26 protein-coding genes are annotated in these 25237 nt (G+C 72.0%); 11 read left to right on the top strand and 15 right to left on the bottom strand.

Annotated features, from left to right (window positions below; translation table 11 throughout):
* The first annotated feature begins 75 nt into the window (after nucleotides 1-75).
* From J2X60_RS08540 to J2X60_RS08525, 4 genes are all read left to right on the top strand, one after another.
* On the top strand, nucleotides 76-231 hold the full coding sequence (locus J2X60_RS08540) for a hypothetical protein (protein WP_175473746.1): 156 nt from the start codon (nucleotides 76-78) through the stop codon (nucleotides 229-231).
* Nucleotides 232-406: 175 nt separating this feature from the next.
* The gene (locus tag J2X60_RS08535) at nucleotides 407-1021 is read left to right on the top strand and encodes a sigma-70 family RNA polymerase sigma factor (protein ID WP_309778113.1); all 615 of its coding nucleotides are present in this window, start codon (nucleotides 407-409) and stop codon (nucleotides 1019-1021) included.
* Nucleotides 1018-1587, top strand: a complete 570-nt coding sequence (locus J2X60_RS08530) for a hypothetical protein (RefSeq protein ID WP_309778114.1) — start codon at nucleotides 1018-1020, stop codon at nucleotides 1585-1587. The genes J2X60_RS08535 and J2X60_RS08530 overlap by 4 nt, the downstream gene beginning before the upstream one ends.
* Nucleotides 1584-1913: a hypothetical protein gene (locus J2X60_RS08525; protein ID WP_070417187.1), complete on the top strand. Its 330-nt coding sequence runs from the start codon at nucleotides 1584-1586 to the stop codon at nucleotides 1911-1913. Before J2X60_RS08530 ends, J2X60_RS08525 begins: the two co-directional genes overlap by 4 nt.
* A 27-nt stretch (nucleotides 1914-1940) precedes the next feature.
* Here the strand turns inward: J2X60_RS08525 and J2X60_RS08520 are convergent, their stop codons facing one another.
* The 6 genes from J2X60_RS08520 to J2X60_RS08495 all read right to left on the bottom strand — a co-directional run bounded on the left by J2X60_RS08520 (nucleotide 1941) and on the right by J2X60_RS08495 (nucleotide 6984).
* On the bottom strand, nucleotides 1941-2117 hold the full coding sequence (locus J2X60_RS08520) for a hypothetical protein (protein WP_309887088.1): 177 nt from the start codon (nucleotides 2115-2117) through the stop codon (nucleotides 1941-1943).
* 10 nt (nucleotides 2118-2127) lie between these two features.
* Nucleotides 2128-3090: a TIM barrel protein gene (locus tag J2X60_RS08515; RefSeq protein WP_309778116.1), complete on the bottom strand. Its 963-nt coding sequence runs from the start codon at nucleotides 3088-3090 to the stop codon at nucleotides 2128-2130.
* Between the two features lie 159 nt (nucleotides 3091-3249).
* The gene (locus J2X60_RS08510; RefSeq protein ID WP_309778117.1) at nucleotides 3250-3933 is read right to left on the bottom strand and encodes a fumarylacetoacetate hydrolase family protein; all 684 of its coding nucleotides are present in this window, start codon (nucleotides 3931-3933) and stop codon (nucleotides 3250-3252) included.
* A 34-nt stretch (nucleotides 3934-3967) separates the two neighbouring features.
* Entirely contained in the window at nucleotides 3968-4183 is a 216-nt protein-coding gene (locus J2X60_RS08505; RefSeq protein WP_309887087.1) for a hypothetical protein, read from the bottom strand.
* Complete coding sequence (locus J2X60_RS08500; protein WP_309778121.1) at nucleotides 4170-4361, bottom strand: hypothetical protein; 192 nt, start codon at nucleotides 4359-4361, stop codon at nucleotides 4170-4172. The genes J2X60_RS08505 and J2X60_RS08500 overlap by 14 nt, the downstream gene beginning before the upstream one ends.
* Before the next feature lie 151 nt (nucleotides 4362-4512).
* Nucleotides 4513-6984, bottom strand: a complete 2472-nt coding sequence (locus tag J2X60_RS08495; RefSeq protein WP_309887086.1) for a phosphoketolase family protein — start codon at nucleotides 6982-6984, stop codon at nucleotides 4513-4515.
* A 209-nt stretch (nucleotides 6985-7193) separates the two neighbouring features.
* Between J2X60_RS08495 and J2X60_RS08490 the strand changes: the two genes are divergently transcribed.
* The gene (locus J2X60_RS08490) at nucleotides 7194-7874 is read left to right on the top strand and encodes a hypothetical protein (protein ID WP_309777829.1); all 681 of its coding nucleotides are present in this window, start codon (nucleotides 7194-7196) and stop codon (nucleotides 7872-7874) included.
* A gap of 96 nt (nucleotides 7875-7970) precedes the next feature.
* Here J2X60_RS08490 and J2X60_RS08485 read toward each other — a convergent pair whose 3' ends face one another.
* From J2X60_RS08485 to J2X60_RS08470, 4 genes are all read right to left on the bottom strand, one after another.
* Entirely contained in the window at nucleotides 7971-8573 is a 603-nt protein-coding gene (locus J2X60_RS08485) for a DUF1992 domain-containing protein (protein ID WP_309887085.1), read from the bottom strand.
* Between the two features lie 13 nt (nucleotides 8574-8586).
* Entirely contained in the window at nucleotides 8587-10416 is a 1830-nt protein-coding gene (locus J2X60_RS08480) for a glycoside hydrolase family 15 protein (protein ID WP_309887084.1), read from the bottom strand.
* Between the two features lie 94 nt (nucleotides 10417-10510).
* On the bottom strand, nucleotides 10511-11275 hold the full coding sequence (locus J2X60_RS08475) for an alpha/beta fold hydrolase (RefSeq protein ID WP_309887083.1): 765 nt from the start codon (nucleotides 11273-11275) through the stop codon (nucleotides 10511-10513).
* Nucleotides 11275-11802, bottom strand: a complete 528-nt coding sequence (locus J2X60_RS08470; protein ID WP_309778131.1) for a phenolic acid decarboxylase — start codon at nucleotides 11800-11802, stop codon at nucleotides 11275-11277. The genes J2X60_RS08475 and J2X60_RS08470 overlap by 1 nt, the downstream gene beginning before the upstream one ends.
* 63 nt (nucleotides 11803-11865) lie before the next feature.
* On the opposite strand from J2X60_RS08470, the gene J2X60_RS08465 reads away from it, so the two are divergent.
* Both J2X60_RS08465 and J2X60_RS08460 read left to right on the top strand, forming a co-directional pair.
* Complete coding sequence (locus J2X60_RS08465) at nucleotides 11866-12339, top strand: MarR family winged helix-turn-helix transcriptional regulator (protein ID WP_309778132.1); 474 nt, start codon at nucleotides 11866-11868, stop codon at nucleotides 12337-12339.
* 393 nt (nucleotides 12340-12732) lie between these two features.
* Entirely contained in the window at nucleotides 12733-13899 is a 1167-nt protein-coding gene (locus tag J2X60_RS08460; protein ID WP_309778133.1) for an RtcB family protein, read from the top strand.
* Between the two features lie 127 nt (nucleotides 13900-14026).
* Here J2X60_RS08460 and J2X60_RS08455 read toward each other — a convergent pair whose 3' ends face one another.
* Nucleotides 14027-14197: a hypothetical protein gene (locus J2X60_RS08455; RefSeq protein WP_156794772.1), complete on the bottom strand. Its 171-nt coding sequence runs from the start codon at nucleotides 14195-14197 to the stop codon at nucleotides 14027-14029.
* 108 nt (nucleotides 14198-14305) lie between these two features.
* Nucleotides 14306-17959, bottom strand: coding sequence for a S8 family serine peptidase (locus J2X60_RS08450; RefSeq protein ID WP_309887082.1), 3654 nt, complete (start codon nucleotides 17957-17959; stop codon nucleotides 14306-14308).
* 161 nt (nucleotides 17960-18120) lie between these two features.
* Here J2X60_RS08450 and J2X60_RS08445 point away from each other — a divergent pair, with 161 nt between their 5' ends.
* The 3 genes from J2X60_RS08445 to J2X60_RS08435 are packed head-to-tail and all read left to right on the top strand — an operon-like array spanning nucleotide 18121 to nucleotide 21544.
* Nucleotides 18121-18783, top strand: a complete 663-nt coding sequence (locus J2X60_RS08445) for a TetR/AcrR family transcriptional regulator (RefSeq protein WP_083403140.1) — start codon at nucleotides 18121-18123, stop codon at nucleotides 18781-18783.
* Complete coding sequence (locus tag J2X60_RS08440) at nucleotides 18780-19478, top strand: hypothetical protein (protein WP_070417037.1); 699 nt, start codon at nucleotides 18780-18782, stop codon at nucleotides 19476-19478. The genes J2X60_RS08445 and J2X60_RS08440 overlap by 4 nt, the downstream gene beginning before the upstream one ends.
* Nucleotides 19475-21544: a YhgE/Pip domain-containing protein gene (locus J2X60_RS08435; RefSeq protein WP_309887081.1), complete on the top strand. Its 2070-nt coding sequence runs from the start codon at nucleotides 19475-19477 to the stop codon at nucleotides 21542-21544. Before J2X60_RS08440 ends, J2X60_RS08435 begins: the two co-directional genes overlap by 4 nt.
* Before the next feature lie 12 nt (nucleotides 21545-21556).
* Here the strand turns inward: J2X60_RS08435 and J2X60_RS08430 are convergent, their stop codons facing one another.
* Together J2X60_RS08430 and J2X60_RS08425 are read right to left on the bottom strand one after the other, a co-directional pair.
* On the bottom strand, nucleotides 21557-22360 hold the full coding sequence (locus J2X60_RS08430) for an NAD(P)-dependent oxidoreductase (protein WP_309887080.1): 804 nt from the start codon (nucleotides 22358-22360) through the stop codon (nucleotides 21557-21559).
* A 10-nt stretch (nucleotides 22361-22370) separates the two neighbouring features.
* Complete coding sequence (locus J2X60_RS08425; RefSeq protein WP_175495978.1) at nucleotides 22371-23267, bottom strand: hypothetical protein; 897 nt, start codon at nucleotides 23265-23267, stop codon at nucleotides 22371-22373.
* 237 nt (nucleotides 23268-23504) lie between these two features.
* Here J2X60_RS08425 and J2X60_RS08420 point away from each other — a divergent pair, with 237 nt between their 5' ends.
* Nucleotides 23505-24494, top strand: coding sequence for a LacI family DNA-binding transcriptional regulator (locus J2X60_RS08420; RefSeq protein WP_309887079.1), 990 nt, complete (start codon nucleotides 23505-23507; stop codon nucleotides 24492-24494).
* 71 nt (nucleotides 24495-24565) lie between these two features.
* Here the strand turns inward: J2X60_RS08420 and J2X60_RS08415 are convergent, their stop codons facing one another.
* Entirely contained in the window at nucleotides 24566-25231 is a 666-nt protein-coding gene (locus J2X60_RS08415) for a TrmH family RNA methyltransferase (protein ID WP_309887078.1), read from the bottom strand.
* Nucleotides 25232-25237: the final 6 nt, after the last annotated feature.

The raw sequence follows: 25237 nt of genomic DNA, 5'->3' as shown, positions 1-25237 counted from the left end.
GGGGGACGAATCGGGGGCGATCCCCCGGGATTCCGGTACGGGCTGTTACGTTCGCCGGGACGAAAGGGCGCGAGCATGAGCGCGAGCAAGTACCTGCCCCCGTTCACCGCGGAGGAACGAGTCACGATCGCAGGGGACCGATCGGCGCGCACACCCGTGGACCCGGGGGTCGCGGTGACGGAGTCCGAGGTGACCTACGCGGACTTCCTCGGTGACGAGGTCGACGAGTAGCACCCGGAGAACGACGACACCCCGGGGCATCGACGGGTGAAGACGGCCCGTGCGCCGGATCAGGGGACGCACGGGCCGCCGTCGGGGCGCCGTGACCGGTCGTTCAGGGATGACCGGTCACGACGCGCTTCGCACCAGGCACGCACCGCGCTCCTGGTAGACCCGTACGTAAGACGTGACGACGACCGCGATCGTCACGCGAGAACCGAAGAAAATCGACGAGGAGCCGACCCTGAGCGACGCTGACGCCCTGGCGTCCCTGTCGGACGCCTCCCTCGTCGCGCGCAGCGCCGACGGCGACACGGTCGCGTTCGGGGTGCTGATCCGCCGCTACGGCCCGCACATGCGCGCCTACGCCGCTCGGATCCTCGGACACGGCGACGGCGAGGCCGAGGACGCCGTGCAGGAGGCGGCGCTCCAGGCCTGGCAGCGCATCGACCGGGTGGACGACCCCGACCGTGTGCGGAACTGGCTGTTCCGGATCGCGGCGAACAAGGCGCTCGACCGCCTCCGTCGTCGGCATCCACACCTGGACCTCGAAGCGGTGGTCGACTCGGCCGACGACCGCCCCGTCGACGAGGTCGTCAGCACGCGGCTGCAGGTCCAGGAACTCGCGCGTATCGTGCAGGCACTCCCGGACGCGCACCGTGCCGTCTGGGTGATGCGGGAGATCGGTGAGGCGTCGTACGCCGAGATCGCCGAGGCGACGGGGATGCCGCAGGCGACGGTGCGCGGGGTGCTGGCGCGGGCACGACGTCGTGTCCTCGAGCAGATGGAGGGGTGGCGATGACCGACGACGAACGGTTCGGCGCGTTCACCCTCGAGGAGCTCTCCGACTACCTGGACACCGACCGCACCCCGGCGCGGCCGGAGATCGACGGCGACCCCGAGGCGGCCGCTGCGTTGGTGCGGCTCGAGTCGCTGCGCACGGCCTCGCGGGACCTGCTCGACGCCGAGGCCGCGGAGGCCGCCGGGGCCGACGTCGGCTGGATCGCCAGCGTGCTCGCGTCGGTGCGGACGACGGCACACGCGGGGCGGGACATTCCCGTCCCGGACGACGACCCCGCGTCGACGCTCGTCGTGACCGAAGGCGCACTCCGCGGACTCGTGCGGGCGCTCGGCGACGAGGTACCCGGCGTGGTCGTCCGACGGACCCGGTTCACGGGCGACGTCGGCACGGCCGGCGGATCGGTCGACGTCGAGGTGTCGATCGCCGCGAGCGCCGACGGGCCGGTGCACCTCCGCGCCGAGGCACTCCGGTCGATCATCGAGGACGCGCTCGCGGCGCACGCACCCTTCGTGGTGCGGTCGCTCGTGGTGCGGGTGGCGGACCTCATCGAGGGAGGACGACCGTGACCGACGACGTGCGCAGTGTCTCGCGCGGACTGACCGCGGTCGTGCTCGGGGTCCCCGGGGTCCGCTCGGTGCTGCCGCCGGGGCCGAACCTCGCCACGCTCGTCCGCGACGTCCGTTCGGTGCTCGACCTGCCCCGAGACGGTGGCGCGGTCCTCGTGCAGGATCGACGCGAGGGCGCCCGGATCCGCGTGGTCGTGACGACCGACCGGCGGGTCCCGACGCTCGGGCTCGTCCGGAGCGTCCGCGACGCGGTGGTCGCCGAGGGGACGGCGTTGCTGGGACGTCGACCGTCGGACGTCACCGTGCGGGTCGTCGAGATCGACTGAGCGCCAGAGACCACCGGCCGGGGGAACTCAGGGAGCGGGCGCGGGACCGTCGGCGGGCTCGGCGTCGTCGGCGACCGGGAGGTCCTCGTCGATGAGGTCGTCCTCCTCCGGTTCGACCACCTCGGCCGCAGCCGCCTTCGCCTCGTCGATGGACTCCTGGGAGCGGCGGAGCAGGTCGTCGTCGTGTGCGGGCTGGTCGGTCATGCCGATGACGCTACGCCGGAGCTCCTGAGTCGGCATCGCGGCGACGGTCGCTCGACGGGGGAGCAGCCGGCGGCTCGAAGTCCACCGCCGAGGTCGGCGCCGGGGTCGTCGGCATCGCGGGGACGGCGGGCGTCCCGAAGGCGTCGGCGGCGTCGAGCACCGCCCGTGTCGCCGCGGCAGCGGTCCGGAGGGCGTCTCCGATCGGCATCGCCCGGTGTGCTGCCGTCCGGACCTCGACACCCCACGGCTCGTCGAACCCGAGGTCGCGCACGGTGCGGACGAACCCCGGGACGTCCCAGGCACCGGCTCCGGGCAGGTGGCGAGCTTCGCGGGCCTCCTCGGCGAGCGTCATGCCCGCCGGCGTGTGGAGCAGACCGTCGCTCAGCTCGACCGCGGCGAGCGACGCCGGCGCGACGCCCTCGCGGATGGAGGCGAGCGTGGACCCGCCGCGCAGTGCGTGCATCACGTCGACCAGGAGCCCGCCGTTCGGGTGACCGGCGGCGGTGACGAACCGGGACGCGCGCTCCACCGTCGGCAGGTTCGACCACGGCTCGGGCTCGAGGACGAGCTGCGCACCGACCTTCGCGGCCTGCCCGGCCAGTTCGTTCCAGTCGTCGACCATGGCGGACGGCGAGACGCCGGGCAGCGTGACGTCCGCACGCGCGACGACCTGCCAGGCGCTCAGGGTCGCGGCGGCCTCGAGCACCACACCGCGGTCGGCGTCCTGGTCGGTGGTGTGGCTCGAGCAGGTCCACCAGTGTTCGAGCGGCCCCAGCTGGACCCAGACGATCCCCGCACCGTCGAGCATGCGGCGGAGGGCGGCGAACCCGATCGTCGCCCGCACCTCGTGCAGGTCACCGAGCGACAGCGAGAGTCCGGCGAAGCCGGCAGCACCGACGGCGTCGATGCGCTCGCCGATCGGTTCGGTCCCGGCCCATGTCCAGGACGTCGCGAGCAGGTCGTGTTCCTGCACGGCGGCACCTCCGTTCTCCGAACACGCCGCCCCGCCCCGTCGCGGTCGGGTGTCCCCAGTGTGGCGACACCGCGCACCCCGCAGCGGCATCGAGATATTGCTACTCGGTGGTGCTGCGAGCCCTCCCAGGCCGCCGACACACGGGAGAAACGCGTGGGATCACACGATCACGGTCCGGACCGAGCCCACGCCGGCGATCGTGCCCTCGACGAGGTCCCCCCGGGCGAGGACTCCGACACCGTCCGGGGTGCCGGTGAACAGGAGGTCGCCCGGCGCGAGGGACACGAACCGCGAGAGCTCCGCGATGGTCTCGGCGACGGACCAGATCTGGTCGGCGAGGTCCCCGGACTGTCGGAGCTCGCCACCCACCCGCAGTTCGATCGTGCCCGAGGTCGGGTCGACGTCGGCTGCGGGGACGATCGCGCCGACCGGGGCCGAGGCGTCGAAGCCCTTGGCGGTGTCCCAGGGGCGGCCGAGCCGCTTCGCCTCGGCCTGCAGGTCGCGCCGCGTGAGGTCGATCCCGACGGCGTAGCCCCAGACGTGGTCGAGGGCCGTGTCGACCGGGATGTCCGTTCCGCCGCGACCGATCGCCACGACGAGCTCGACCTCGTGCTCGAGGCGCTCGGTGACGGACGGGTACGGGGTGTCCGCGTCGTCGGTCACCACCGCGCCCGCCGGCTTCGTGAAGAAGAACGGCGGCTCGCGGTCCGGGTCGTGGCCCATCTCGCGTGCGTGCGCGGCGTAATTGCGGCCCACGCAGAACACCCGCCGGACGGGGAAGCGTCCGCCGGTCGTGGTGGGGACGGTCGGGAGGGTCGGGGCCGGGATGACGAGGTCGCTCACCCGTCCAGCGTGCCACCGGCGGCGCGGTGCACGGTCAGCCCTCGCTGATCGAGGCCTCCCACCGGAGCTTCCGTGCTCGTGCCCGTTCTTGCCGTTCGCGCCACTCGACCCGCATCTCCTCGAGTCGTTCGAGGTCACCGGCCGCACGGACGAGCGGCCCGTAGTGCGGGTGCGCGAGCAGGCTGGGGGTCCGGCGTTCCATCCGGTCGAGTCGGGCCTTGAAGGACGCGTCGTCCTCATCCGAGATCATCGTCGGGTCGTTCCTCTCTGCCGCGGAGCCGTCGCGCGGCGGTCGTCTCGTGGTCGTCGAGCGCGCGCTCGACCCACTTGTCGTCGTCGGTGACCCAGGTCCGGGTCATCAGGGCATCGGTCATCAGAGCGGCCGCGTCACGGCGCCGCTCGTCGGCCGACAACGCCCGCTCGACCACCCACGACCAACGCTGCCACCAGTGGTCCCGATGCCCCAAGAACTCTGTATTCCGCACCCTGACGCGAGAGGACCGGCCACGCGCCGAGCGTGACCGGTCCTGTGGAACGTGATCCGCGCCTCCTGGATGTGGAGGAGCCCGCGGACGCGCGTCAGTTGCCGGGCGCGGCCCCCTCGGTCTCTCCCTCGCCCGGGTCGCCACCCGTGCCCTCCGATGCCGCCTCGTCCTGCGGCCACCCCGAGAACCGCCACGCACCGACGCTCGGGTGGTCCTCGCCCTTCGTGTACGCGTACTCGCGGGCCGCCGTACGGGCCTCGGACAGCCGCGTGCGCAACGCGTCGTGCGCCGCCGCGTCCACCCGGGTCAGGGCGTCGTGCGCGAGCGCGAACCGGTCCATCTCGTTGCGCATGAGCATGTCGAACGGGGTCGTCGTCGTGCCCCGCTCGAGGAACCCGTGCACGTGCAGGTCGTCGTGCCCGTTCCGGCGGTAGGTGAGCTGGTGCACGAGGGACGGGTACCCGTGGAACGCGAAGACGGTCGGGGTACCGGGGAGGAAGAGTTCGTCGTAGCGCTCGTCGGAGACCGGGTGCTCGTGCTTCCGGGGGTCGCCGATGGACAGCAGGTCGACGACGTTCACGACACGGACGCCGACCTCGGGAGCGTGCTGGCGGATGATGTCCGCGGCGGCCACGGCCTCGACGGTGGGGACGTCCCCGGCGCAGGCGAGCACGACGTCGACGCGGCCGACGGACTCCTCGGTGCCGGCCCAGTTCCAGACGCCGAGTCCAGCGGCGACGTGCTCGACCGCGTCGGGCAGCGACAGGAAGACCGGCTCGGGGTGCTTGCCGGCGACGATCACCTCGATGCGGTCGGTCGTCTCCAGTGCGTGCGCGGCGACGGCCAGCAGGGTGTTCGCGTCGGCCGGCAGCTTGATGCGGACGAGGTCCTGCTGCTTCGACGCGACGACGTCGAGGAAGCCCGGGTCCTGGTGCGAGAAGCCGTTGTGGTCCTGGCGCCAGACGTGCGACGACAGCAGGATCGACAGGTTCGAGACGGGTGCCCGCCAGTCGATGTCCGTCGAGGACTCGAGCCACTTCGCGTACTGGCCGACCATCGAGTCGATGATGTGCGCGAACGCCTCGTAGGTGTTGAGGACGCCGTGGCGGCCGCTCAGCACGTAGCCCTCGAGCATCCCCTCGAGCAGGTGCTCGGACAGCACTTCGGTGACCCGACCGTGTGCGCCGAGGTGCTCGTCCCCGACGCCACGCTGGGCACGCCAGACGCGCGACGTCACGTCGAAGACCGCGTCGAGCTTGTTCGACACCGTCTCGTCCGGGCCGAAGAGCCGGAAGGACGAGGGGTTCCGCTGGATGAGTGCGGCGAGCCAGGGGCCGAGCGTGCCGGTGGCGCTCGCGTCCTCGCCGACGGGGACGCCGAACTCCTCGAGCCCGGGGCGGTCGAGGGCGGTGCGGAGCCGACCGCCGTTCGCGTGCGGGGTCGCACTCATCCGCAGGTCGCCGGTGGGCCGGATGGTGGTGAGGATCCCGATCGGCTGGCCGTCGTCGTCGAACAGCTCCTCGGGGCGGTAGGACCGCATCCACTCCTCGAGCTGCCGGCGGTGGTCGTCGTCCTCGCGGACGGCGGGCAGGGGGACCTGGTGGGCGCGGAAGGTCCCCTCGACCTGCTGGCCGTCGACGACCTTCGGGCCGGTCCAGCCCTTGGGCGTGCGGAGGATGATCATCGGCCAGCGTGGTCGGAGGTCCGCAGCACCGGCCGGCTGCCCGGCGGCCGCTCGCTGCGCCTGGGCGCGGGCCGCGGCCTGGATGTCGTCGATCGTCGCGAGTGCACGCCGGAGCGCACCGTCGAACAGGGCGTGCACGGCGAACGGGTCGTCGTCGACGCGGGCGGAGTCGACGACGATCGGCTCGTACCCGAGCCCGCGGAAGTAGGCGTGCAGGTCGTCGTGCGGGATACGTGCGAGGACCGTCGGGTTCGCGATCTTCCACCCGTTCAGGTTGAGGATCGGCAGCACGGCGCCGTCCGACACCGGGTCGAGGAACGTGTGCGCCTGCCAGGACCCGGCGAGCGGCCCGGTCTCGGCCTCGCCGTCGCCGACGACGCACGCGACGACGAGGTCCGGGTTGTCGAGTGCCGCTCCGTACGCGTGGGCGAGGGAGTAGCCGAGCTCGCCGCCCTCGTTGATCGACCCCGGGGTCTCGGGCGCCGCGTGCGAGGGGATCCCACCGGGGAAGGAGAACTGCCGGAAGAACTGTCGCAGCCCGTCCGGGTCCGGCGTGATGTCCGGGTAGAGCTCGCCCCACGTGCCGTCGAGCAGCGCGTTCGCGTTCATCGCGGGACCGCCGTGACCGGGCCCGCAGATGTACAGGAGCTGCCGGTCCGTCTCGGCGATGAGCGCGTTGCAGTGTGCGTAGACGAGGTTGAGCGCCGGCGAGGTGCCCCAGTGTCCGAGCAGCCGGGGCTTCACGTCGTCCGGCGTGATCGAGCGGTCGAGCAGCGGGTTGTCGAGCAGGTAGATCTGCCCGACGGTGAGGTAGTTCGCGGCGCGCCACCAGGCGTCGATCGCGCGGATCCGGTCGGTGCTCGAGGGGGATGCGGGGGCCATGCCCCCACGGTACGGAGGTGGTCGCGGGGGAATCCCAGAAAAACTTCCAAACCGTTCGGCAGGGGGTGCCGAATGCATGTCACAAGGGCAAACGCCCAGGGCGCTCTCCGGTCACGAACGGCCGGGCCACAGCAAGCACACAGCACGGCGCGTGCACAGGAGCACGTCGCCACCGGCCGGAGCCCCCGAGACAGCAAAGGACCCAACCCATGCGCAAGTCCCTGAAGACCTCCATCACGCTCGCCACGACGGGTGCGCTCGTGCTGGGTGGTGCCGCGTTCGGCATCACCTCGGCGCAGGCCTCGACCCCGTCGGTGCACACCGTGTCGTCGTCCTCGTCGAAGATCCCCGGCCCCGTCGCATCGGTGCCCGAGGTCCTCGGTGGCGACACCGCCGTGAAGCTCGACTCCGGCTTCACCGACGCCCTCACCGCGCTGAAGCTGACCCCGGGTGTCTCCGGTGACGCCAAGCTCGCCGACGGGTCCGTGTCGTTCCCGATCACGTCCGGTTCGGTGACGTACTGGTCGCCGGACGGTGACTACCGTCCGTACGTGCAGGGTCTGCTGAACCACGACGACTCGGGCCTGACCCTCACCGCCGGTTCGACGACGGTCACGCTGGAGAACTTCGTCGTGAACCCGGGCTCGTCCAAGCTCTACGGTGACGTGCTGGTCAACGGCAAGGTCGCGGTGAACAACGCGTACCTGTTCTCGCTGCACGGTGGCACGCTCAAGCCCCTCCAGCTCGAGGGTGACAACGCGATCCTGACCGGCACCACGGTGCACGTCTCGGGTGACGCCGCGAAGCTGCTCAACAGCACCTTCAAGACCGACGCCGTGAAGTCCGGCCTCCTCGTCGGCACCGCCACCATCACCGCCAAGATCAAGTAACACCCCCCCGCCAGGGACGACCGCAGCACCGCGCCACGAGCGCGGTGCTGCGGTCGTTCCCGTGTCCGGGCGGCGGTCCAGGAGGCGCGGGTCACCTCACCGACGTCGGCGCCACCACCGCCGGGGTCGGTCCGCCTCGGCAGCGGCCCGGTCCGCGGCCGCCTGCGCCTCGGTCGCCAGTCGCTCCTGCCGACGCGCTCGCCAGCCGGCGACCTCGGTCTCGACGTCTCGGAGCGGGGTCACCACCGGCGGCCCACCGAGGAGCTGCCGGCGGGCCTCCTTCACGCGGGCGTTGAAGTCGTCGAGCACGTCACGGACGTCGGCCTCGGCGGAGAGGGCGTCGAGGTGCTCGTCGAGCTCGGCGTCCTCCTTCCGCAGCGCCAGGGCGGGCGGGGCGATGCCGGTGATCTCCTCGCGCTCGATCTTCGCCTTGATCCACCAGTCGGGGTCGTGGCGTCCGTCGTTCCCCGGGAGCCGCTTGCCGTGGTACGGGTTGCCCTCGAAGACACCCCGCCGCTCGGCCTCCTCGATCTGGGCCCGAGCGTGCGCCGCGACGTCGGCGGCCTTCAGGAGCCGACGCTCCTCACGCACCTCGTCGGGGTCGAGGGAGCCGCGTTCGATCTCGCTGTCCACGAGCTGCTGGTACCGGTAGCGGGCGGCCCGTCGCAACCGGTCCATGCGTGCATCGACGTCGTTCATGACCCCTCCATGATCACTCCCCGGAGCGCTCCTCGCCAGCGACCTCCTCGATCGTGAGCGCTGCCTGGATGAGCGCCAGGTGCGACAGCCCCTGCGGGATGTTGCCCATGAACGTGCCGTCCTCGCTGATCATCTCGCTGAACATGCCGACGTCGTTCGCCTGCTCCACCATCTCGTCCATGAGGTCGCGGGCGTCGTCGACCCGTCCGACGCAGGCCATCGCGGCCGCGAGCCAGAACGAGCACGCCACGAACGGCGACTCCTCGGACTCCATGCCCGAGTACCGGTACACGAGCGGGCCGTGCTGCAGCTGTTCCTCGATCGCCCGGATGGTCGACTCCATGCGGGGACCCCGGTCGAAGGCGCTCATCGCGTGCAGCAGGATCGACGTGTCGAGCTTGTCGGAGCCCGGGTACATCACGTAGTACCCGCGTTCCTCGTCCCACCCGTGCTCGGCGACCCACTGCTCGATGAGCTCGCGGTTCTCGATCCACTTGTCGCGCGGCCCGTCGATCATCCCGGCTTCGTGCAGCTCGGCCGCGGCGTCGAGCGCCTGCCAGCAGCCGATCTTGCTCGAGACGTAGTGCTGCGTGTCCTGGAGCTCCCACATGCCCGAGTCCGGCTCCTCCCACCGGTGGCAGGCGTCGTCGGCGAGCTCCTGCAGGACGGCCGCGGTCTTCCGGTCGAGGACGTTGCCGGCGCGGACGTACTGGCGCAGGATCTCGAAGACGTCGCCCCACACCCCGAGCTGCAGCTGGTCGCCGGCGCGGTTCCCGATGGTGACGGGGCCGATGCCGTTCCAGCCCGGGACGTCGCGCTCCTCGACGCCGTCGCTCTTCGAGCCGTCGAGCTCGTAGAAGATCGGCATGTCCTCGTCGTGCTCGGCGATCGTGCGCATCACCCAGGACACCGCGGCGTGGGTCTCCTCGCGCAGCCCGAAGCGGGTCAGCGCGTGCACCGTGTACGACAGGTCGCGCACCCAGGCGAACCGGTAGTCCCAGTTCTTGCCGCCGGTGCGGTCCTCGGGCAGGCTCGTCGTCGGAGCCGCTGCGATCGCGCCGGTCGGCGAGAAGATGAGCAGCTTGAGGGCGAGGGCGCTCCGCTGCACCGGCTCGGCCCACGGCCCGTCGTACGAGAACTCCTCCGACCAGGTCGCCCAGTTGTCGATCGTCCGGTCCATCGCCTGGAGCGCGCTCTCCGGCCGGGGCATGAAGATCGGCTCGTCGTGGGTCCCGACGATGGTCAGGATGTGCTTCGAGCCCTCGGCCGTGGTGAAGCGGCCGGAGAACCGGGGCCCGTCGTCGTGCACGGGCTCGAAGCCCTGCTCGACGATGGCGATCGTGATGCCGTCGATGCCGATCACGGCGCCGTTCGCGGTGTCGAGGCGTCTCGGTTCGGCCGTGTTGAGCAGGGTCCCCGGCACCACCGCCCACTCCAGCTCGACCGTGCCGTCGACGCCCTGCACGCACCGGGCGACCTCGGCCCAGGGCAGGCGTCCCGCGACGCCGGTCACCATCGCGTCGGTCACGGTCACGGAGCCCGACCGCGTGGTCCAGGTGGTGACGAGCACGTTCGTGCCCGGCAGGTACTCGCGCGAGACCCCGGCGTCGGCGTCGACCGGCCGGAGGGCGATGTGTCCGCCGTGCTCGGCGTCGAGGATGCTCGCGAAGACCGGTGGCGAGTCCATCGAGGGGATGGGCAGCCAGTCGATCCGGCCGTCCCGTGCGACGAGCGCCACCGTCCGACCGTCGCCGATCGCGCCGTAGGACCGGAGCGGTGCGTAGCCGTCGGTGCGCTCCTCGTGGTCGATCACGTCAGGGGTGTCTCGGGTCCGCTCGGTCATGGTCCCAGCCTGCCCGCGCCCTGGGCCCGACCATCAGGCGGGCGTACCCCGCTGTGGATGACGACCGCCGTTCCTCCAGGCTGTGGAGGAGCCGTCAGCGGGCGCCGCCCGTCGAGGCGACCAGGTGGTCGAGCAACGTCCGTCGCCACGGGACGGACGACCAGCCGTGGTCGGCGCCCTCCACCGCAGTGAACGTCGCCCCGGGGAGCACCTCGCCGTAGCGCTGCCCGTACCGGACGGGGACGATCTGGTCCGCGGTGCCGTGCAGGACCTCGGCGGGACCGGTGTAGCGGTCGATCGTCGCGTACACGTCGAGGCCGGCCGTCACCTCGTCGATGAACGCCGTGCCGAGGGCCATGCCGCCGAAGTCGAACCAGCCCTGTTCCCGTGCCCGGGCGAGCGGCTGGCCCTGGATCCGGTCGTGCCGTGCGATGTCGTCCACGACGACACCGGCCGGTGACCACAGGGTCAGCGTCGCGACGAGTTCCGGCACGCGTGCGGCCGCCATGGCGGACTCCACCGCCCCGAGGCTGTGCGCCACGACGTGCACGGGCCCGGCCGCGTCCGCCGCGAGCGTGCGGATCATCGCGACGACCTGGTCGACCTCGTCGCCGATGGTGATGTCGGCGAAGTCGCCGTCGCTCGTCCCGTGCCCGAGCCGGCTGTACGACCGGACCGTGGAGCCGTGCTCGGCCAGGGTGCGCGCGGTCTGCACGAACAGCTGCTGTCCGCCGGTGTCCGTGCTGCCGAAGCCGTGCACGAGCAGGGCCGCGGAGCCGTTCCGCGCGACGGTGCCGAGCTGCCAGCCGCGGAGGGTGCGACCGCCGTGCCCGAGCGTCACCGGGGCGAACGCGCGCATCAGTTGGACCGGTCGGCGAAGCCTGCGGGCAGGTCGCCGGGCGCGGTGTCGACGACGGTCTCGTCGTCCTCGCCGACGTGCTCGAACAGGGTGATGTGCGCGAACTCGGGCACGACGTAGATCGGGTAGGTGGGCCCCTGGTCGCGGTACTCGCGCATGCGGTCGAGGTGGTCGTTCTGGAACAGCACCGTCTTGCTGCCGTCCTCCTCGACCCAGTGCGGGAAGAAGATCGTGCCGTGCAGGACCCGCTCACCGGGGACGACCGTGACGACGACGCTGGTGCCGGTCGGTTCGTTCCAGGACACCTTGTAGACGCCCGCGGTGAGTGCGACGAGGTCGACCTGCTGGTCCTTCACCCATCGTCCGCCGACCATGCCGGAGTGGATGCGGTAGTCGATCGTCGTCGCGTTCTTGACGTACATCTCGTACTGCCACCCGTTGGCGTACGTGTAGATGAAACGGTGCCCGACGATGCCGGAGAGGTCCTGTTCGGGGACGGGGTGTTCGACGCTGGTGGTGATGTCCATGGTTCGAGTTTGCTCCCGAACAGCGTTTGTTGCAAGCGCATTTCCGATGACTACCCTGGGAGTGTGGACGAGCAACCGGACGACCCCGACCTGCCCCGGGTGGCGCGGCGGTTGAGCGCGGAGATCGGCCCGTTCCGTCGGACACTGCTCGCCACGGCCCGCCGCTCGGTGGCCCTGCCCGACATCCCCGACGCGCAGATCGAGGTGCTCCGGCGTCTGGGGGAGGACGGGTGGTCGAGTCCCACCGCGCTCGGCCGGTCGCTCGGGCTCGCGCGCTCGACGGTGAGCAACCTCGTCCAGGCGATGGAGCGGGACGGTCTGGTCGAGCGTCGTCTCGCGCGTGGTGACGGGCGGAGTACCGAGGTCGGGTTGACCGGCCTCGCCGAACGCCGCCTCGCGGACTACGACGCATCCGCCGAGCGGGTCCTCGTCGACGCGATGGACGCGCTCTCCGAGGGCGACCGGCGAGCGCTCGTGGCGGCCGTGCCGGCACTCGAGCGCCTGCGAGCACGACTCGACGAGCGCGGGGGCGCCTGACCCCCCCCCGACCACCGGGTCCAGCGCATCCCGGGCGTGTCGCGCTTGTGCACCCCGGGCGTGTCGCACTACTGTCGTCCTCCTGCCCATCGGCAGGACCGCCCGTCCCGGGCACCACCGGAAGGACCGCGCGTGCGCACCGTGCAGCACCACGAACAGCGAGTCGAGCTCCAGCTCGACACGCTCGCCGTGCTGCCCGAACAGCGCAACCAGCAGCAGTCCGACCGCTATCCCGCGTAGGCACGCGACGTCACCCGACGCCCCGTGCCCACCCGGCCCGGGGCGTCCTCTCCACGACGCTGCCCTCCGAACGCCACGCCTCGTGGTGCCGGACGGCAGCAGGACCCCGCTCCGGACCGTCACCGAAGACCGTCACGAAAGCGAGACGAAGCAATGGAGAAGATCACCGACCGGCTGCTGAGCTGGGCCTCGATGCTCGAGGAGAACACCGAGCAGCAGGCCCGCACGACCGCTCGCATGCCGTTCGTGTTCCCGCACCTGGCCCTCATGCCGGACGCCCACCTGGGCCTCGGCGCCACCGTCGGGTCGGTCATCCCGACCCTCGGCGCGGTCATGCCGGCAGCCGTCGGCGTGGACATCGGCTGCGGCATGATCGCGGTCCGGACCCAGTTCACCGAGGCCGACCTGCCCGACGACCTGCAGGAGCTGCGCGAGCAGATCGAGCGGGCGATCCCGCTGTCGGCCGGTGCGTCGAACCGGAAGATCGTCGCCACGGCCGAGCCCCGGATCGCGGAGCTCGAGACCATGGCCGAGGCAGCCGGGTTCGACCCCGCGGGAGCGCACGGCGGCTGGCGCAACCAGCTCGGCACGCTCGGGTCCGGCAACCACTTCATCGAGGTGTCCCTCGACGAGGCGGACCGCGTCTGGCTGTTCCTGCACTCCGGGTCGCGGGGTGTCGGCAACAAGATCGCCCAGCGACACATCGCGGTCGCCAAGAAGGCCATGCAGCGCTGGTGGATCGAGCTGCCCGACCCCGACCTGGCGTACCTGGTCGAGGGGACCCCGGAGTTCGACCGGTACATCGCCGAGCTGCGGTGGGCCCAGCACTTCGCGCTCCTCAACCGCGAGGAGATGATGGACCGCGTCGTGCGGCAGCTGTCCGAGGCCGTCGGCACGCCCGTCGACGAGCAGGAGCGGATCAACTGCCACCACAACTTCACGCAGCGCGAGACGCACTGGGGGAAGTCGGTGTGGGTCTCCCGCAAGGGCGCGATCCAGGCGCGGGCCGGGCAGCCCGGGCTCATCCCCGGGTCGATGGGCACCGCGTCGTACGTCGTCGAGGGGCTCGGCAACAAGCCGTCGCTCGAGTCGTCGCCGCACGGTGCCGGTCGGCTGTTCTCGCGGAGCGCCGCCCGGCGGACGTTCACGCACGACCAGCTGCGCGAGGCGATGGTCGGCATCGAGTACCGCGACACGGACGCGTTCCTCGACGAGATCCCGGCGGCGTACAAGCCGATCGACCAGGTCATGGCCGACGCCTCGGAGCTCGTGTCGATCCGGCACACGCTGCGGCAGGTCGTCAACGTGAAGGGCGACTGACGTCGCCGCCACGCAGGGTCGGGGGGGGGGGGGGGGGGGCCCCCCCCCCCCCCCCCCGCGCGGGGGGGGGGGGGGGCCCCCCCCCCCCCCCCCGCCTCCAGTCCCCGAGCGGGTCGCGCGCGCGCGCTCAGCTGCGGAAGAAGTCCTGGTACGACGGGTCGCCCACCGGGGCCGAGTGGCCGGGTTCGGCGAGGCGTTCCTCGATCATCGACTGGATGACGTCCGGCGGGGTGAGCCCACGGCGACGCCACTCCATCGGGTTGGCCCGGAGCTGCTTCAGGGTGGTCTGCGTCTGCATGCTGCAACCCTCCCACCGGATAACTAGTTTGTCTAACTACATGTCCTCTTGACGCACTGCGGGCCCCGCCGCTGGGGTGCGACGGGGCCCGAGTGGTGGTGTCGGTGCCTAGCGGCGAGCGACCTTGGCGGTCGACTTCGAGGTCGACGTGCCGTCCTGGTAGCCCTTCGCCGTCGCGACGACCTTCACCGAGAAGGTGTGGCCGGCGTCGGACGTGCCGAGCTTGTAGGACGAGCTCGTCGCGCTCTTCACCGCCTTGCCGTCACGGAGCCACTGGTACGAGTACGTGACGCCCGAGCCGTTCCACGTGCCGTGGTTCGCCTTGAGCTTCGTGCCGACCGTCGGCTTGCCGCTGATGGAGACCGCACTGCCCTTGACGAGCGTCAGTGCCGGGGCCACCCAGGTCGCCGCGGCGCTCTGGGCCTGGCTGCCGACCGCGTTGCCGAGGTGCAGCAGCAGGATCCGGGCGCTGGCCACACCGGCGCCGCGGGTGACCTGGAGCGTGCCCTTGTCGGCGAACAGCGTGCCACCCTGACCGCCCTGGGCGAACGTGAGCGTCGGCTTGGCGAGGTTGAACTTCGCCGTCGAGGTCACGTCGACCACCGAGGACCCGCTGGTGGCCGCACCCGGCGCGTACGCCGACTCGGTCTCCACCCGGTACGAGATGGTCTTGCCCGCGGCGCCGATCGCCGAGGCCGTCACCGGCAGCACCTTGACGGCGCTGTCGAACGTGTTGACGTCCTGGCCGGGGGCACCGCCGTTGAGCGGGAAGGCGTCGACCACGGCGTCGTCGTCGGACGTCGCGTTGAGGTCGATCGTCGTGACGAGCGTCGCGTCGACCACGGACGACTTCGCGTCGTACACGAGGTAGTCGTCCTTGCCGTCGCCGTTCGTGTCGATGAACACCTCGACGTTGGTCACGGCGCCCGGGTTGGCGTCGGGACCGGCCGTCTGCACACCGAACGCGAGGGTGTCCGACGCCTTGTCGTAGCTGACGCCGTAGGCACGGACGTCAGCGGCCTTGAGCGACTGCGACGCCGAACCCGTCGGGAACGACTCCACGCCGTCCGTCCCGCCGAGCACGAACGGTGCGACCGCGGCGTGGTAGCCCGAGGTCAGGCCGCCCTGGTCGACCGTGCGGCCGCTCAGCGCGAGGTTCGCGGTCTTCTGGGACCCGGTGAACGACACACCCGAACCGCGCACGGCGCTGACCGGCTTCGGCGCGACGTACGTGCCGAGGCGCAGCGGGTCGAGCGTCTTGTCGGTCGGGGTGAAGGTCACGAGACCGGTCGCGGCGGTGACGAACTCCCGCTGGTAGCCCTGCTGCACCGACTCCTGGGTGGGGTCGATGACGCGGCGGAGCTGCGTCGGGTCGGCGACCGTGAACGTCAGGTCCACGACGGCACCGCGACCGGGGCCGACGGTGACGCGCTTCGTGCTGAGCGAGAACGCGACACCCGGCTGGGACACCTGCGGCTGGTAGGCCACGTCGTAGGTGTGGGCCGTGGAGTCGGTGTTCTCGATGAGGAGCGACCGGGTCTCGCTGGTCTTGCCCGAGACCTCGACGACACCGAACGAGGCGGTCACGAGCTGACCGTTCTCCACGCTCTTCACAGTGGTGTCGGCGGTGACGGCCTGCAGGGCGTCGACGCGGCCGGTGCCCTGGCGCAGCAGGGTCGCCGTGCCGGAGCCGTCCTTGACGTCGTGCGTGGCCGTGTTCATGAGCGCGGCCTTGACGTCCGGAGCCGACCAGGTCGGGTGCGACTCGAACGTCAGCGCGGCGATGCCCGCCACGTCCGGCGTCGCCATCGACGTGCCGCTCATCGACATGCGGTCGTCACCGGTGCCGTTGGCCGCGGAGATCACGTTGACCCCGGGGCCGGCGATGTCCGGCTTGACGATGTCACCGAACGAACCGTGGACACCGCGGCTGGTGAACGACGCGAGCGTGTTCACGGCCTCGGGGTCGGTGGCGAGTTCGAAGCCCTTGAGCTCGTCGGCGAACTTCACGTGCAGGGTCCCGGCCTTGGCAGAGGCCAGGAGGCTCGTCACGCTGTCCTTGGTCAGCTCGGCACCCGGGATGGTCGCGTTCCCCGCGATGCCCGAGCTGAAGGTGTTGATCGTGCCCGCGAGGAGCACGCCGACGCCGCCGGCGGCCTGGACATTGTTGAACCGGACCCCGGACCCGCACTCGAGCGCGGCGTCGGTCCACTTGAGCCAGACGACCTTGCCTGCGACGGCCGCGGCGTCCGCACCCGTGAAGGGCGTGCAGCCGTCGACGTTCGTGGTCGGGACGACGACGTCGCCCTCGACCGGCAGCGTGCCCTGGAAGTTCTGGGAGTACTGCGCGCGGTAGGTCTTCGCGACGGCGGACGGGGCGGTCACCTGGACACCGTCGTAGAGCGACTGGCCGGTGGCGCTGGCGGCGACCGTCAGGGCACCCTCGGCGTTCCCGGGCGAGCCACCGATGTCGGTGAAGTCGTCGGCGTTGCCCGAGGCGATCACGGGCAGGACACCGCGGGCGGTGAGCGCGTCGATCTTCGCGTTGTCGGGGTCGTCCGGTGCGCCGTAGTCGGAACCGAGCGACAGGTTGAGGACGTTGATGTCCTTGCCCTCGGTCAGCGACTGGCCGACCCAGTCGAGCGCGGCACCGGTGAGGTCGGTCGAGCCGCCGCCGTCGCCGAACACCTTGAGGGCGTAGAGGCCGGCCTCGGGCGCGGTGCCCGGACCGATCCACATGTCCTGCACCTGCTGCGTGGTGAGCTTGGTGTAGTCGCCGTCGAAGGTCTGCTTGTCGGCGTCGAGGCCGTAGCCGGCGATCGTGCCGGACACGTGCGTGCCGTGGTCGCCGCCCTTGCCGTCGATCGGGTTGTCGTCCGGCGCGGGCACCGGCTGGTAGGTGTCGGGGTCGGTCGGGTCCGCGTTGTAGGTCGGCCCGGCGAAGTCGTACCCGCCGAGGAACTTCTGCGGGTCGTACGAGCCCTCGGCAGGTGCACTCGTCGAGGCGAGGGCAGCGTCGTAGGCGGCCGTGGTGCCGGGGCCGCCGAAGTCCGCCTGGGTGTAGTCGAGGCCGGTGTCCAGCACGGCGACGTTGACGCCCTTGCCGGTGTGGCCGGTCTGCTGCCACGCGTTGAGTGCCCGCGTGTACACGTCGCTCGCCGCGTTCTTCGGGCTGACGCCGTCCGCGCCCGGCTTCGCGAGGCTCGGGTCGACGCCGGACGGGGCCGCCGAGGCATCCTCGTTGACCGTCGGCTCGACGACCTTCTTCGGCGTGAGCGGGATGATGCTCGCGACGTCGGAGCGCGCCGCGACCTTCCGGAGCGCCTCGACGTCGGCGACGACGGCGATGCCCGGGACGGTGTACTCGGTCGAGTAGAGCTCGGTGGCGTCCGCGTCGGACTGCTTGACGGCAGCGCGGACCGCGTCGACGGTCGAGCCGATCGCCTTGACGCGCTGCTTCGCGGCCGAGGACTGCGTCTTCGACTTCGTCAGGTCGCCGCCCTTGGCCTTCGCGTCGACCTCGAGGGCACCCTGGCCGGTCGTGCGCACGAACGCCGCGATCGTCTTCTGGGGCTTCGCGTCACGCAGCGGCTGCGCGATCTTCAGGTCGGCGGGCGAGAGGCCGGACGGGGCCGCGGAGGCCGCCCCACCGACGGCGAGCCCACCGCACGCGAGGGCCGCGGCGGCGATGCCGGCGGTCAGCACGCGTGCGATGCGATGGGGGTTCGGGTTCGGGTTGTCGTTCGGTGTTGCACGGTTCAAAAGGCGCACTCCTGGCTCCGTCCGTGTTCTTCATGGAATTGCTGTGAAGTTATGCGCTCGCTCTCAGGGAGCGCAGTCGGCACTTTGGGGGACCACCCCCGGTCGGGGGTGCCGGAACTGATAACTTGCACACGTGTGTGCACGTTATTACGATGGGGTGCGTGACCACTCCTGACCAGCCCGCACGCGCTCCCCGCCGGGACGCGACGGAGAACCGGGCTGCCCTGATCGAGGCGGCGAAGACCGCGCTCCAGGCGGACCCGGACGTCTCGCTCGAGACGATCGCGTCCGCCGCGGGACTCTCCCGGCGTGCGGTCTACGGACACTTCCCCTCCCGTGACGACCTCGTGCGCGAGGTCGTCACCGCCGGGGCCGCCCGTGTCGCCGGTGCGATGCCGACCGCGGCGGACCTCGGCGCACTCCCACCGGCCGCTCGGCTCGCCGCCATCGCGGTGACGCTGTGGTCCGAGGTGTCCCACGTCCGGTCGATGGCCCGGGTCGCGATCCGCAGCCCGTTCAGCGAGTCCGTGGCCGCGGTGTTCGCACCCCTGCGCGCCCAGGTCCGCGACGCGTGCGCCCTCGGGATCGCCGACGGCACCATGCGCGACGACGTCGACCCCGCGACGCTCGGCCGGCTCGTCGAGGGCGCCTGCATCGCCGTGCTCGACGAGGCCACGCGCTCCGGCACCTCGGACGACGACGGACGCCGCATGGTCGTCCTCTCGGCGCTCGGGATGGCCGGCATCGACTGGCGCACCGCTTCGCTCTCCGAGCCGGCCGCCTCCACCACCACGAAGGTCTCCACAGAGAAGGACCGTGCATGACGCTCGAACTCGACCACGTCGGCATCGGCGACGAGCCCGGTGCCGCGCTGCCCGTCGTCTCCGCCGTCGCCGCCCCCGGCCGCCCCGGTGTCGTCGCCGTCGAGACGGAGCAGGCACCCGTGCTCGCCTCGCTCGTCGCCGGCGGGCGCATGCGGCCCGAGACCGGTCGCGTGCTGCTCGACGGGCACGACGACGCCGCGGCGGTCCGGAGGACGTTCGCCCTCGTGGACACGCCGGGCATCGCCGAGCCCTTCCCCGTGATGAGCCTCAAGCGCATCGTGCGCGAGGAGCTCGCCTTCGCCGGACAGCGGCCCTCCCGCGAGCACGTCGACACCGTGCTCGACGAGCTCGGGCTGCGGGACTACGCCGACACGCACGTGCAGCGGGTCCCGACCGACGTGCGGGTCCGGCTCCTCGTCGAACTCGCCCTGCTGCGGGACGGGGTGACCGGGCTCGTCATCACCTCGCCCGAACGGCACGGCGGCGCCGTGGAGGGGTGGTTCGCGGTCGTCCGCGACGTCGCCCGCCGCGGCGTGACCGTCGTGCTCGTGACCTCCAAGGCCGCAGCCGCGACCGTCGAACACCTGCTCGACACCATCCAGACCGAGGACCCCGAGGACGTGGCCCGACCTGACGGAGACGACCCGCGCCTCCAGTCCGACACCGACCACCTGCCCACGGAGGCGACCGCGTGACCACCACCTCGCTCGTCCGCGCCGAACTGGCGCGACTCACCGCGACCCCGCTCGCACGACTCGCGTTCATCGCGCTCATGGTCGTGCCGCTGCTGTACGGCGGCGCCTACCTCTGGGCGAACCGCGACCCGTACGCGAAGCTCGACCAGGTCCCCGCCGCCATCGTCGACCAGGACGCCGGGGCGACGCTCGACGGCGACCACGTCGACTACGGCAAGGACGTCACGAAGGAGGCCATCGACGGCGCCGACTTCAAGTGGACGAAGACGACCGCGGCCGACGCGCGCTCCGGCGTCCGGAACGGCACGTACGACTTCGTCGTGACGATCCCGCACGACTTCTCGGAGTCCCTCGTCTCCGCACAGTCCGACGACCCGAAGCGTGCCGAGCTCGTGATGACGACGGCGGACACGAACTCCTACCTCGCCTCGACCATCGCGGAGCAGGCGGGCAAGACGATGCGCACCGCAGTCGCCGAGCGGGTCGGCAAGCAGGCGGCGAAGACCCTGCTCGTGGGCCTCGCCGACGTGCGCGACAGCCTGGGCGACGCGGTCGACGGCGCGGGGCAGCTCGCCTCCGGTGCGAAGTCCGCTGCGTCGGGCGCGGCCACGCTCGCGGACGGCACCGGCAAGCTCGCTTCCGGGGCGGCGACGCTCGCGGACGGGACCGCCGCGTTGCCGTCGCAGACCGCTGCACTCGACCAGGGCGCCCAGCAGGTCGCATCCGGGGCGGCGACGCTGTCCTCGGGCCTGCAGACGGCCAAGCAGCAGACCGCGTCGCTGCCCGCGCAGACCGCGCAGCTGAACGACGGCGCACAGCAGGTCGCGGCCGGCAACAAGGCACTGGCCGACCAGACCGATCCGGCGCTCGACGCACTGAACGGCCTCTCCCCCGACACCGTGACCGCGGCGATCACGAAGGCCGCCGCGGACCGTGGCGTGGAACTGACGCCGGAGGTGCAGGCGGTCATCACCTCCACCGTCGAGGCGCAGCTCGGTGACGACAAGACGAAGGCTGATCTCGCGAAGGCCAAGGCCGCGCTCGAGGGCGTCGACCAGCTGCGCGACGGGTCCGCCCAGGTCGCGGCCGGCACCTCCGCCCTGGCGACGGCGGCCCCCACCCTGGCCGGCGGGGTCTCCTCCGCCGCGGACGGTGCCGCGCAGTTGGCGTCGGGCTCGTCGCAGGTGGCCTCGGGCACCTCGCAGCTCGCGTCGGCGGCGCCCACACTGTCCTCCGGTGCGGCTTCGTTGGCGTCCGGAGCGGCCTCGGCCGACGACGGCGCGAAGTCGCTGGCGTCCGGACTGACGAAGCTGCAGAGCGGCTCGTCCGAGCTCGCCTCGAAGCTCGACGAGGGCCGCACGAAGATCCCGGCGTCGAACGCCTCGCAGCGCGAGGACCAGGCGTCGGTGATCTCGGACCCGGTCAAGGTCGGGGACGACAACGTCGCGGCGGCGGACAACTACGGGGCCGGACTCGCGCCGTTCTTCATCTCCCTCGCGGCCTGGATCGGCATGTACGCGCTGTTCCTCATCCTCAAGCCGATCTCGAAGCGGGCGATCACCGCGGTGCGGAAGCCCCTCGCGGTGGTGTTCGGCGGATGGCTGACGCCGGCGCTGCTCGGACTCGTGCAGATGGTGGCGCTGTTCTTCATCGTCCGGTTCGCCCTCGACCTGAACGTCGTGCACGCCGGGGCGACGATCGGGGTCATGGTGCTGGCATCGGCGACGTTCGCGGCGATCATCATGGCGCTGAACGTGTTGCTCGGCTCGGTGGGGCAGTTCCTCGGCCTGGTGCTCATGCTCGTGCAGCTCGTCACCGCCGGCGGGACGTTCCCGTGGCAGACGCTGCCGGGGCCGTTGGCGGCGCTGCACTTCGCGCTGCCGATGACGTACTCGGTCGACGCGATCCGGCAGACGATGTACGGCGGGGACCTCGGTGCGGCGTGGTCCGATGCGGGCGTGCTCGCGTGCTGGCTGCTCGGGGCGCTCCTGGTGTCGTTCGTCGTGACGGCGCGGCAGACGCGGTCGCGGACGCTGCGCGACCTGCGCCCGAGCCTGATCGGGTAGCGCGGAGGCTGCTCAGGGACGGCTCCGGCCGAGCGGCAGCTCGACCATGTCGCCGCCGAGGTAGCGGAGTTCCTCGGCAGGCAGGGCCGCACGGGCGTCAGGGTCCAGCACGCCCGAGGCGTCGTCGACCGGCACGAAGCCGATCCGCTCCCCCGCGGTGAGGTCGGCCGGGGATCCGGTGTTCCGGGACAGCGCCCACACGACGTGGTGCCCCGGGTCCCGGAGCGCGACCGTCGCCAGCACCAACCGCACCAGGTCGTCCGGCGAGCTCCACATCAGGAGCGCACGACCGGACGACGGCTGCTCGCCGAACGCCCCGATGCGTGCCGAGACGATCGACATCCCGAACCGATCGGCGAAGAGACTGCCGAGGAGTTCCATCCCGGCCTTCGTCACGCCGTAGTACGTGTCCGGACGGGGCAGCCGGTCCCCGGGCACGCTCCCCGGTTCGTCGAGCGGCTCGGGCGCTCGGCCGACGGCGTGGATCGAGCTCGCCTGGACGACCCGGAGGACCCCGGCCGCGGCCGCTCGCTCGAGCACGTTCTTCGTCCCGGTGAGGTTCGCCGCGACGAGGTCGTCCCACGCGGCCTCGGTCGGGATGCCCGCCAGGTGGACGACGGTGTCGACGCCGATCAGCGCGTCGTCGAGGGCATCGGCGTCGTGCACCGACCCGGGCACGAAGCGCTCACCGCCCGTCGGTGGGTCGTCCGGGGTGCGCTCGTCGAGCAGCACGAGGTCGTGACCGGCCGCGAGGAGTCGGGGCCGGAGTGCAGCGCCGATCCGTCCTGCGGCCCCGGTGATGAGCAGCGTCGCCATTGCCCGGACGCTACCCCCGGCGTGTGAGCACCGACCGCAGGTGTCCGATGGCCTCGGCGAGGTACCGGGTGAGGTCCGAGCGCGACCACCGGACGACGACCCAGCCGAGGCGCTCGGCCTCGCGGTAGCGCCGGAGGTCGCTGGCCCACTGCGCGGCATCCGTGCGGTGGTGGTCGCCCTCGTACTCGATGAGGACGCGGTGCCGTGGGTAGGCCATGTCGACCCGACCGACGAAGGACCCTGCCTCGTCTCGGATCTCGACCTGCAGTTCCGGTTCGGGAAGGCCCGCGCGGACGATCGCGAGCCGCGCCCGCGTCTCCTGGGGCGAGCCGGCACCGACCCGGACCAGCTCGATCGCCGTCCGCAGCTTCCGGACGCCTGCTCGGGCTCCGGCCCGGACGAGTGCGGTCCGGAGGTCGTCGATCGTCGTGCGACACCGTGGCTCGGTCACGATCGCGTCGCCGAGCACGACGAGCTCGTCGGTCGTCAGCATCGCGCCGCAGTCGACCCACAGCGCTGCGGGAGTGCTCGCGGGCATGCCCCACCGCTCGGCGACGTCCGCTCGGTCGGGCGTGATCCGGTGTCCGACCACGCCCGTGCGACGTGGTTGGGCGGTCGGAATCGGACTCGTGACGTGCACCGGCGCCTCGTCGTCGACCGGGACGGGCAGCCCCCAGAGCACGGCGGCGGAGACGTGGCTCACGAACTGTCCGGGCAGCAGGACCGGCCGGAGGGCTCGGATCCGGTGCACGGCGTCGGGTGGGCGGTCGCGGGCCCACCGGATCGAACGGGTGGGCCGGACGAGGTCGCTCCGACGGAGTCGCTGTCGGGAGACTCCTGCGCGGTCCGCGGCGTGGACGTCGAACGCGCGGTTGCGGAGCGCGGGCGGAAGCGGGCGTGGTCGCATGCGGTCACCCTCGCGCCCCGCGCTCCCGCACCGCCCGCATACCGAAGCACTCGTGCAGAACTCGCACCGCGCCTCCCGTGTGGAGGAGTGACCACGCGCAGATCGTGAGCAGACGATGTCGGGCCGGCACCACGCACCCGACCATTTCTGCTCACGAAGCGGCCGCGCGCCCCGCGCGCCACCCGCGCGCCACCCCCGCTACCATCGACGGGAGAGCCACGGAGGTCGATGCAGATCATGGGAGCCGGCAAACCCGCGACCATCTACGACGTCGCCGCGCGCGCCGGGGTCTCGAAGTCCCTCGTGTCGCTCGTCCTGCAGCGCTCCCCGCGGGTGAGCCAGCAGCGGCGTGACGCGGTGCTCAAGGCGATCCAGGAGCTCGACTACCGCCCCTCCACGGCCGCGGTGTCGCTCGCCGGTACGCGCTCCCGGACGATCGGCGTCGTCCTCGACGACTTCCGGAACCAGTGGTTCGTCGACCTGCTGACCGGCCTGCGCGAGGCGCTGCAGGACCAGGGCCACCGGCTCGTCGTCGCGGACCGCTTCCTCAACACCGGGCTCGACGCCTCGCCGGTCGAGGGCTTCCTGTCCATGCGCGTCGAGGGGATCGTCATCGCCGGCGAGCCCGACACCGACCTCGCGATCCCCGCCTCGACCCCGCTCGTCATCGCCGGCGGCCGCGTCGCGATCCCCCGCGCGGACACCGTGGCGAACGACGACCGCGCGGGCGGGGCGATGGCCGCGGAGCACCTGCTCGCCCTCGGCCACACGCGCCTCGGGTTCGTCGGCGCCTCGTCGGCCGCGTCCGACGAACGACGCACGGGGTTCAGCGCCGGTGTCGACGGCCGCGCCGAGGTCGCGACGGTCGTGCTCCCGGGCGAGCCCACCGAGGAGGCCGGGTCGCGCGCCCTGGCGCAACTCCTCGACGCGCACCCCGAGGTGACCGCCGTCTTCGCCGCGAACGACGTGATGGCGCTCGGCGCGCTGTCCGAGCTCGCCGAGCGTGGGCTGCGCGTCCCCGAGGACGTGTCGGTCATGGGCTACGACGACACCCCGCTCGCGGCGACGCGGTACGTGGGGCTCACGAGCATCGACGACCGCAGTGTCGAGATCGGGCGCGGCGCCGGCGAGCGGCTCCTCGCGCGGATCGCCGACCCGACGTCGGCGGCGACCGAGGTCCTGGTCGAGCCCCGGTTGGTCGCGCGGCGCACCACCGCGGCGCGCTGACGCCGACGCGCCGGCGGACTGGAGGCGCGGCTCACCCCCGCCCCGCCGGCTGCGGCCGACAGGTGCAGGGTTCAGAGCGCGGAGCCGTCGGCCCCGCTGGTGCGGCCGGTGTCCGCGTGCTGGACGACCCAGCTGTGCATGACGATCGCCGCGGCCGCCGAGGCGTTGATGCTCCGCGTCGACCCGAACTGCGTGATCTCGAGGTGTCCGTCCGCCCCGGCGACGGCCTCGTCGGTCAGCCCGGGGCCCTCCTGCCCGAACAGGAACACGCACCGTTCCGGGATCGGCGCCGTCTCGATGCGGGACGCCCCGGGGGTGTTGTCGATCGCGATCACCGGGCGCCCCTCGTCGCGCATGGCCTCGAGGAAGGCGGCGACGTCGGGGTGGTACCGGACGTGCTGGTACCGGTCGGTGACCATCGCGCCGCGCTTGTTCCACCGACGGCGCCCGACGATGTGCACGGTGCCGGCGAGGAACGCGTTGGCGCTCCGCACGATCGACCCGATGTTGAGGTCGTGCTGCCAGTTCTCGATCGCCACGTCGAACGCGTGGCGGTGGGTGTCGAGCTCGGCGACGATGGCGTCCATCGACCAGTAGCGGAACCGGTCGACGACGTTGCGGGTGTCCCCGGTCGCCAGGAGCTCCGGGTCGAGCCGCGGGTCGTCCGGCCAGGGCTCGGGGTGCGGCCCGACCCCGTTCGTCGTCCGCTCGTGGGACGGTTCGGGGACTGCGGTCACGCCCCC

This window comes from Curtobacterium sp. 320 (genome assembly GCF_031455235.1).
Taxonomy (GTDB): domain Bacteria; phylum Actinomycetota; class Actinomycetes; order Actinomycetales; family Microbacteriaceae; genus Curtobacterium.
This window is presented reverse-complemented; position numbering and strand designations above follow the sequence as displayed.